The organism is Gemmatimonadales bacterium (assembly GCA_019637315.1).
GTDB lineage: Bacteria > Gemmatimonadota > Gemmatimonadetes > Gemmatimonadales > GWC2-71-9 > SHZU01.
On record JAHBVU010000027.1, the window covers coordinates 22836 to 29323 of the forward strand.

Genomic DNA, 6488 nt, shown 5'->3' on the forward strand with positions numbered 1-6488 from the left:
CTCAGCGATTAACTTCCAAGCATCACTCCCGGTCGAGGAAGCTCATACATGTCCGGTCACGTCGTTGCCGTGCATGCCAAGCCGGTCCACGCGTTCTCCAAAGACGCGCAGCCGTGGATCGACCTGGTTCAGGATCGCGGGGTTGCCGGCGATGCACATTTCGGGGTCACCGTGAAGCACCGGTCACGGGTCGCGAGAGACCCGAGCCAACCGAACCTTCGCCAGGTCCATCTGCTTCAGCATGAGCTGTTGCATGAGCTCGAGCGGGCTGGAATGCCAGTGGCACCGGGACAGCTCGGTGAGAACATCACGACCAGCAATCTTGACTTGCTCAGCTTGCGTGATGGTACCGTTCTGAAAATCGGCGGGGCCGCGGTCGTCCAGGTCACCGGGCTTCGAAATCCCTGCGCACAGATCGAGGCGTTCAGACCGGGCCTGCTTGCCGCGGTGCTGGAAAAGGGGGCAGACGGGAGTCTCATCAGAAAGGCCGGCATCATGGCCATCGTGCTCGCGTCAGGACGTGTGGCGCCCGGCGACCCGATTGTGGTGATGCACATCCCTGATCATGGACGGGCGCTCGAGCCGGTGTAGCGCGCGCTGGTCGCCGCACCTCTGCGGCTAGTCGAGAACCCGACCGAATCTCATGCCAGCATCTCCACCGAAACCGGATGAGCGGGCCGCCCGGTCCGTTCGAAGCTCGACAGGTTGCCGATCGTGGTCTCGGCAATGGCAGTCAGTGCTTCTCTCGTGAAGAAGCCCTGATGACCAGTGATCAGGACATTGGGAAAGGTGAGCAGTCGTGCGAAAACGTCATCCTGAATAATCTGCCCTGACAGGTTCTCAAAGAAGAGATCGCTTTCCTCCTCGTAGACGTCCAGGCCGACATGACCAAGCTTGCCACTCTTGAGCCCGGCGATGAGGGCACGGGTATCAACCAGCGCGCCGCGCCCCGTATTGATGAGCATGGCGCCAGACTTCATGGTATCGATGGCCTTGGCGTCAACGAGATGTCGGGTCTGCGGCGTTAGCGGGCAGTGGAGGGTCAGAATATCGGATCGCGCAAGCAGGTCGTCGATGCCGACGTAGCGCCCGCCGATCCGGGTGAACTCGCTCTCCTCGCGAGGGTCAAACCCGATCACGTGACAGCCGAAGCCGAGCATGATCCGCGCAACACCCAGCCCGATCTTGCCGGTACCAACGATGCCGACCGTGCAGCCCTTGAGATCGAACCCGAGCAGGCCATCGAGGGAAAAGTTCCCCTCACGGACCCGCGCATACGCCCGGTGGATCTTTCGATTGAGGGACAGGATCAGGGCCACCGTATGTTCGGCCACTGCCTCAGGCGAATACGCGGGTACTCGCGCGACTGCGATACCAAGATCGCGCGCCGCGACCAGGTCAACGTTGTTGAATCCGGCACAGCGCAGCGCGACCAGCTTCGTCCCGCCCGCACGGAGCGATTCCAGCACCGGTCTGTCGAGTATGTCATTGACGAAGGCACACACAGCCTCCGCGCTATGGCCCAGTTCGACGGTGTCGAGGCCCAAGCGCGGCTCCAGAAAGCGGAGGTCGTACCCGGCACCCTTTTCACGATTGGCAGCCGCCAGAAACTCGCGATCGTAGGTTTTGGTGCTGAACACGGCAACTCTCATCAACCCCAACCTTCGTCAATTTTGCGCGGCCCGGGTCATACCGCCCCCGGGGTGGCTCGACAGAACGCCCTCAGTTCAGGGCTTGAGCGGACCGCGGACCGGCCGGCCTGGCAGGGCGCCCGCCACATTCTCGCCGTCCCGAACCACGAAGGTACCATTCACGAGCACGTGAGGAATGCCCTCTGACCGGAGTGCCGGCTCGGCAAAAGTCGCACGATCGATCACCCGAGCCGGATCGAAAACCGTCAGGTCCGCATCCGCTCCAACGGCGACTCGTCCCTTCCTGGCCATCATCGGCACACTCGGTTCGAGCCGGCGGGCGGGCAGGATGGTCATCCGGGCCAGCGCATCCATCAGGGTCAGCACCTGCTGCTCGCGCACATAGCGACCGAGTATGCGTGCGTAGGTACCCGCACCGCGGGGATGACCGGTTCCGTTGACATAGGGAACGCCGTCGCTCGCGATCATGACGCCCGGGTGGCCGATGGCTTTGACGATGTTCTCTTCCTTCATCATATGGATCACGACCCAGCCACCCTGCTTGCGGTACCGCTCGAAACTCTCGCGGTTGAGACGCTCGCCCGTGAGTGACCACGCCAGGTCCGGATAGTCGACGCGAAGATTGGCCTGCCAACCGGGGTTGAACATGGCGGACTGCAGCAGGGTCGACCCGGCGGTGTAGGGATAGACTTCCGTCGTGACATCCTGACCGGCGGCCTGTACAGAATCGAGCAAGGCAAGCACTGCGGGCAGGTCGCCCAGCGAGCTGCTGCCGACGTGCACCACGTGGAGCGCGGCCCCGGCCTCGCGCGCCGTCGCGATCGCCTCCCGAATCGGGCCAATGCCGAACGCCCGGGTGTGGACGTAGACCGGAATCTTCCGCGCGGCGGCAACCCGAAACAGCCGGGTAATTTCCTCCGCGCTGGCCCCCGGCGAATAGTTGATTCCGAAACCGACTCCGAGCGCACCCTGATCGAGCCCTTCGGCGACCAGCCGCTCCATGGCCTGGATCTGCTCTTCCGTTGCCGGCTGATTCGCACCTGCCGGCATGGGGCCGAGTGCGCTGATTGGGCCGGGGTTGGTCGCGCCGTGGAGGGCCTCGACGCCATCATGAAACACGGCGAACCGCGTACCCCGATGACTCACCGTGCCACCGTAGTTGAGCGGCGACTTCCCCTCACGCGAGGCGTACCACTTGGCAACCGGGTAAACACCTGCTTCCATATCGAGCGCGCTGGTCACTCCGTCGCGCGCCTGGATCTCCATATCACTCTGTGTCTGGCCATGGGCGTGGAGATCGATGAAACCGGGCGCGACGACCAGTCCGGTCACGTCTACGACATCCTTACCCTTGAGCGGTGCGTCCGACAAAGCCGCAACGCTGTCGCCGATGATGCCGACGTTGAGGACCGCGTCGAGGCCCGAAGCGGGATCCATCACCCGCCCGCCCGAGAGCACGATGTCGTAGGTTGGCGCGGGGGCGCAGGCGGCCAGCGCGAGGAGCAGCAGTGGGCCGGTCAGGCCGGCGCGGATCATTGTGGTCATGCCGCAATCTATCATCGGTCCGGCAGGCCGACGATTGACGCCGGCACCATCAGTCGGACCGATCCGCACGTCCTTCCCTCATCCGGCGCAGGATCCTGTCGGCCTCAGCGGCCGCCTCTTCACTTGAGGGAGAGGGAATCCCGAAGCCCGCCGCAATCGACCAGAGCACTACTTCTGAGGCGCTCGGGTCTTCAAATCCGGGCAATCCCGTGGCCTGAATCTCGAAAGCCGCATCGGCGGCGCCTATCTCGCCGCGGGAATACCGCTCCAGGATGGGGTAGAGGCGGCGGTCCGCCTCGCGGGGATTGGGCTGAATCTGCACCGGCGGCTCGCTTACTTGGGGTACAGCGTGCGCAGGCCCCGCACGACGGACGCAGCCATGACGTCGGTATGGCCCATCCCTGGATGGTACTCGATCGTCAGCTTGAGTCCGGGGTAGGAGCGGCTCGAAAGGACGCCGGCCAGATGCGACATCCCGCTCACGATCTCGCCGATGCCTTCGAGCTGAGCATCGGTCGCTTCGAGCACCCCGGCCGCGAGGTAGATGCCGACCCGGAGATCCTTGTTGCTCTTTGCGTAGCTTGTTTCCTGCCGGAAGATCTCTCCGTTGCCGTACGCCATCGCCGGACTCGAGATGATGTAGTTCTTGAACGGCGAACCTGGCTGGAAAATCGACCACGAGGCAAAGAAGCCACCGGCCGAGAGGCCGAAGAGCCCGAGCTGGTCGGTGTCGATGGGATACTTCGCGGCGAGCGCGGGAATCATCTCACTGACGATGGCCGAGAGGAACTTGCCCGAGCCGCCGGTGCACCGGTCATCCGCGGTCCCGAGGCTCTTGCAGAACCCGGTGAGCAGACGGCCGAAGGTGTCGTTGCGATCCCACCCCGGCGGCGAGAACTCGTAGATACGCCGCTTGGTGTGCTCCTGCTCGCCCTCTTCGAGGGAGGTTCCAATACTGATGATGAACAGCGGGCTGATCGCGCCCGACAGGGTGTTGGCCGCCTCGTAGACGTTGCCGAACACGAAGTCGCCGTCCGTCACGATCAGCGCAGGGTACTTCTTGCCGTCGCCAGCCTTGTACCCGGTCGGCATCCCGACGTTGAGGGAAAAGCGCACCCCCATCGAGGGCGACTGAAAAGTGAACGACTCGACGCCGCGGTTCGGCACCGGCCTCGTCAGTAGCTGCGCATCGAGGGCGCCTGCCGAGCTTGCGAAGAGCAGCGCTGCCACCACACCTGATCTCATGGCGAATTCCAGGTCGTTATAGACTCCGGCATCCGCAAGGGCGCGGGGAACCGGGCGGCCTGGCGCGCACCGGGGATCGGCGCGTCCGACCAGACCGTCGAAGTTGACGCCGACACCATACGTTGCGCAATTGCCAACGTTTCACGGGCGTACCGGTCCGGCGGCGTTCGATGATGCCGGCGTTCACCGACTGGGCCGGCCGCTCGCTGGCCCGACTCCGAGCCCCAGTTGATCGTTGCGGTCATCGCAACGATGCTCGACCTTGCCCCCGGCAGGCCGTAACAGGCGCCGCGCCGGACGCGAGATCCGCGCGCATGCCGGCCGGCCCACCCCCGAAACCTCAGGGCATGGACAAACCGCCCACAATCTCTGATGTTCCCAACAGTCTTTGATCCCTCGTTCAGACCGACGATCCGTTGGCCCCCAGCCTGGTTCCGGCTCCGACGAGGACGTCAAAGGGCGCTTCCAGATCTGCACGACCTCGCCAAGGCCATCGTGGCCACGGTGCGAAACACGGATGATGTCGTCGTGCGACACGGTGTCCTGGACGGCGATGTTGCCTTCCTGCATAAGCCTTTCACTCCGGACAGGCTGCTGCGCAAAGTCAAGGAGGTTCTGGCCGCGGAGTAACGATCGGTCGCCCTGACGGATCGTGGTCCAAGACAGGGGAGGGTACGAAATGGCAGGATCGATCAGCTGCGTGTACGAACTCGACGAGAAACTGCGCATCGTCAGCGTTGGGGCTGGCTGGGCAGAGTTCGCGATGACCAACCGGGCACCGGAGCTCGTGCCCCCACCCGGACCGCTGGGCCAGTCCGCGCTGTCGTGCATCGCGGATTCGACCAGTGAGCAGGTGTTCGACCGCCTGTTTAAGCGCGTGACAGAGACCGGGAGGGCCATCGAATTTCCCTTTCGGTGCGACTCGCCCACGCTTCGTCGCTTCATGGAGTTCCGGATCGAGCCGCGAAACCCCGCCGGCCTTCGGATCGAAACCACCATGGAGCGAGTCGAGGCTCGGCCACCCGTGGCACTGCTCGAGCCTCGACGGGAGCATGGCGGCGACCTTCTGCGAATGTGCGGGTGGTGTAAGGCAGTCGATCTCGACGGACGCTGGTGCGAGGTCGAGGAGGCGCTGACCGCCCTGCGGCTGTTCGAACGAGACCAGCTGCCTGCCATCACCCACGGGATGTGCCCGTCGTGCAGTGAGCGGATGCTGCAGCTGCTGGATGATGGAGTCGACGAGGGATGACGGTGTAGCAGAGTCTCTTGCCGCGGCAGGTTACCGGCGTTAGCGTCTCAGTACGGGCTCCGACCAGCCGCCCGCTCAACGAGGCCACTACGAGCGACCGAACCGTCCAGCCGGATCCATTCGACGCCGAGGCAGGCGCCCAGGCCCGGCGGGTGGCAACTGTTGCCAAGGCAACCATCGGGATCGTCGTCCCGGCCATGGCCGCCGTTGCCCTGCTCCAGCCCGAGCACGCCCTTCCTGCCACTGCCACAGCCGTCGGTGTCGCCGGCGTTTGCCTCAGCTCGTTGCTCCTCAATCGGACCGGTCGAACCCTCCTGGCCGGACTGACCCTCGTTGCAGGCCTGATGGCTGTGGTGCTTCTGGATGCACCCACGACTGGCGGCATTCGAAGTCCTGGAGTCCAGGCGCTCATCGTCATCGCGGTGCTCGCCGGTGTCGTGCTGGACTTCAAGGCCGGTGTCTTGGCCACCGTGGCCTTTGCGTTGGGGAGCCTGAGCCTGGTCGTGCTCGAGCTGAATGACGACCTCCCGATGCAGCGCCCGCCCTATCACGTCACCACGCTGTGGGTTCTGGCGATGTTCTATGTGAGCATCGGCCTGGTGGTGCTTCGTCTCGCCACGTCATCCGTTGCCGACGCGTTGCGACAGGCCCAGCGAGCCCTCGGGCAGCAGCGCACGGCCGAACGGCGGCTGCAGCAGGCACTCGAGACGGGCGGGATCGGCACCTACGAACTCGACCTGCAAACCAACGACGTCATCGCCGATTCGGGGGCGCTCCGCCTAACGGGGCTCACCCCG

7 protein-coding genes are annotated in these 6488 nt (G+C 64.5%); 3 read left to right on the top strand and 4 right to left on the bottom strand.

Going from position 1 to position 6488, the window contains the following annotated elements:
- Positions 1-48: 48 nt before the first annotated feature.
- Positions 49-591, top strand: a complete 543-nt coding sequence (locus tag KF785_16580; GenBank protein ID MBX3148382.1) for an MOSC domain-containing protein — start codon at positions 49-51, stop codon at positions 589-591.
- 50 nt (positions 592-641) lie between these two features.
- Here the strand turns inward: KF785_16580 and KF785_16585 are convergent, their stop codons facing one another.
- The 4 genes from KF785_16585 to KF785_16600 form a co-directional block, all read right to left on the bottom strand.
- Positions 642-1652: a 2-hydroxyacid dehydrogenase gene (locus KF785_16585; GenBank protein ID MBX3148383.1), complete on the bottom strand. Its 1011-nt coding sequence runs from the start codon at positions 1650-1652 to the stop codon at positions 642-644.
- A 75-nt stretch (positions 1653-1727) separates the two neighbouring features.
- Entirely contained in the window at positions 1728-3197 is a 1470-nt protein-coding gene (locus tag KF785_16590; GenBank protein MBX3148384.1) for an amidohydrolase family protein, read from the bottom strand.
- 49 nt (positions 3198-3246) lie between these two features.
- Positions 3247-3519: a hypothetical protein gene (locus KF785_16595; protein ID MBX3148385.1), complete on the bottom strand. Its 273-nt coding sequence runs from the start codon at positions 3517-3519 to the stop codon at positions 3247-3249.
- Between the two features lie 11 nt (positions 3520-3530).
- Positions 3531-4442: an alpha/beta hydrolase gene (locus KF785_16600; GenBank protein ID MBX3148386.1), complete on the bottom strand. Its 912-nt coding sequence runs from the start codon at positions 4440-4442 to the stop codon at positions 3531-3533.
- Positions 4443-5121: 679 nt separating this feature from the next.
- Between KF785_16600 and KF785_16605 the strand changes: the two genes are divergently transcribed.
- Both KF785_16605 and KF785_16610 read left to right on the top strand, forming a co-directional pair.
- The gene (locus tag KF785_16605; GenBank protein MBX3148387.1) at positions 5122-5691 is read left to right on the top strand and encodes a hypothetical protein; all 570 of its coding nucleotides are present in this window, start codon (positions 5122-5124) and stop codon (positions 5689-5691) included.
- Positions 5692-5708: 17 nt separating this feature from the next.
- Positions 5709-6488: hypothetical protein (locus KF785_16610; GenBank protein ID MBX3148388.1), on the top strand; the 780-nt coding region annotated here is incomplete at its 3' end.